This is a genomic window from Bradyrhizobium sp. PRIMUS42 (genome assembly GCF_023006515.1).
Lineage (GTDB): Bacteria > Pseudomonadota > Alphaproteobacteria > Rhizobiales > Xanthobacteraceae > Bradyrhizobium.
In genome coordinates this window covers 1-2194 of sequence record NZ_JALBGZ010000901.1, presented here as the reverse complement: position 1 = coordinate 2194, position 2194 = coordinate 1, and the positions used below count along the sequence as shown (strand labels likewise).

Sequence of the window (2194 nt, the reverse complement as noted above, 5' to 3'; positions counted from 1 at the left end):
TGGCGCTCCGCGAGCCCGGCGAGCGGCAGCTTGCCGCCGGCACGCACCTGGTTTACGCCGCGCGCGGCGATTGCAGCATCCGCCTCGGGCTTGAGGATTTTTCACTTTCGCACGAAGGCACGCTGAGGGTCGAGCTCACCACGGCCTCAGGGCTCACGCTCGTCTCGGGGCTGGCCGTGCTGGCGTCGATCCGGCTCCTCGGCTAGGCGGCAGCCGCGCCGGTCGCGCGGGTGCGCACAATCCATGCAACTGGCTAGGTTGACGCGGCGGAGCCGGGGCACGATATCTCCCCTTATGCAGACCACAGCTCAAGGGGCAGATATGAACGCGCCAGACAACAATGCCCCCACGCAAGCCGACGGCGTCGTGGACTGGCTGACCAACGGCACGCGCGACGAGCGCTTCATCGACAACATCTTCGCGCAAATGTGCATCCGCCTTCAGCAGGCGGGCATTCCGCTGCAGCGGTCGACGTTTCACATCCTCATCAATCACCCGCAATGGCTTGGCGCCCGGTTCATGTGGTCCGACGGAATGCGGGAGGCGGAGATTGCACTGGTCGACTACGACGTCCGCGAGCGGTCCGAGTATATCGGCAGCGCCGCCAACGAGATGCAGGAGGGCGCGACCGAGGTGCGGGAGAATCTCGAACGGGACCCCTCGCTCGGCCGCAGGCACGCGCTCTACGACGAGATGCGCGAAAAGGGCCTGACCGACTATGTGGCATGGCCGCTCTACCATACGCTCGGCAAGCGGCATCTCGTCACTTTCGCGACCGACCGGCCCGGCGGCTTCGATCACGCGCATATCGCCGCCCTCAAGAAGCTCCTGCCGGTGCTTTCGCTGGTCAGCGAGATCCGCATCAAGAACCGCCTGGCGCGCACCCTCCTGGAGACCTATGTCGGCTCCCATGCCGCCGAGCTCATCCTGGCGGGCGCGACCCGGCGCGGCACCGGCACGACGGTGCGTGCCGCGATCATGATCTGCGACCTCCGGGATTTCACCAAGATTTCCGATAACTGGCCGCGCGACGACGTCATCGATCTCCTCAACGATTATTTCGACGCGATGTCTGAGCCGATCGCGCGGCACGGCGGCGAGATCCTGAAATTCATCGGCGACGGCCTGCTCGCGATCTTTCCGCTTCAAGCGCCCGACGCCTGTGCGAATCTGCTCCATGCCGTGACGGAAGCCCGTCAGGCCATGGCCGCCCTGAATGAAAGAAACAGTGCGACCAGCCGCGCGCCGCTGAACTACGGCATCGGCGTCCATGTCGGCGACGTCATGTACGGCAATATCGGATCATCCAGCCGGCTCGACTTCACCGTGATCGGTCCTGCCGTCAACATGGCCTCCCGTCTCGAAGCTCTCACCAAGCAGTTGGGACGAACGGTGCTGCTGTCCCGCGACTTCGCAGAGCTGGTGGAGCCGAAGTTCGAGCTGGAGCACGTCGGCAAGCACGAGGTGCGCGGCTTCAGCGATCCGGTCGAGCTGTTTGCCTATCAGGGGTGACCGCTTGAAGGGCCGCGCCGCGCCAGCCGCGGGCCAAAGGCCAGCGTCCCGACCGAGGCTTGTCTTGTTGCCAACGCGGGAACGGATGACTACGCTTTACGCCCAGCCAGTCCAGACGTTCCTTCGATCGGCCGCACGTACATGCCCAAATTCCTTCGCATCGGAGTCCATCAGTCGAACGTATCGGGGTACACGTCGAAGGCGTGGTGCGTCCGGCGGGTTGGCTCGGCGGTTTTCCTGAAGTGGGGCGCCGTGGAGGTTCAGGGCGCCGGCGATGGGCGAAGGGTCTACTGGACACGTCTGCCGCAGGAGAAGACGGTTCGCTGCGGCACCGTGGAGCGGGCCCAGGACTATGCCAAGGCCGCGATCGCCCGGCGCCGCAACCATCGCTATGAGCCGATGGCCGGATCGATCGTGCTCCAGCGCCGATCGGCCGAGCGCAGCGCCGAGCTCAAGCAGGCGCTGGCCACGATCCTGATCGTCGACATCGTCGGCTCCACCGCAAAAGCCGCAAAGCTCGGCGATGCGCGCTGGACCAAAATCATGGGCCACTATTACGCCGCCGTGCGCAAGGAGCTGAAGAGCTCGCGCGGCAAGGAGGTCGTGACCACGGGCGACGGCATATTGGCGACGTTCAAGGCGCCGGCGGCCGGGATCGGCTGCGCGACCGCGATCCGCCAGG

Annotated in this window: 2 protein-coding genes and 1 pseudogene; all 3 read left to right on the top strand. The window is 65.6% G+C overall.

Annotated elements, in window-relative coordinates; all coding sequences use genetic code 11:
* Positions 1-206, top strand: a pseudogene (locus MOV75_RS35410) (hypothetical protein); the annotation flags it as partial.
* A gap of 115 nt (positions 207-321) precedes the next feature.
* The gene (locus MOV75_RS35405) at positions 322-1512 is read left to right on the top strand and encodes an adenylate/guanylate cyclase domain-containing protein (protein WP_246931110.1); all 1191 of its coding nucleotides are present in this window, start codon (positions 322-324) and stop codon (positions 1510-1512) included.
* Positions 1513-1653: 141 nt separating this feature from the next.
* Positions 1654-2194 (top strand): adenylate/guanylate cyclase domain-containing protein (locus MOV75_RS35400; protein WP_247007664.1); only part of this gene is annotated, 541 nt, incomplete at its 3' end.

What these genes read in the sequence shown, in the direction of transcription:
- MOV75_RS35405 (WP_246931110.1), top strand. Translation starts at nt 322, where the DNA reads ATGAACGCGCCAGACAACAATGCCCCCACGCAAGCCGACGGCGTCGTG.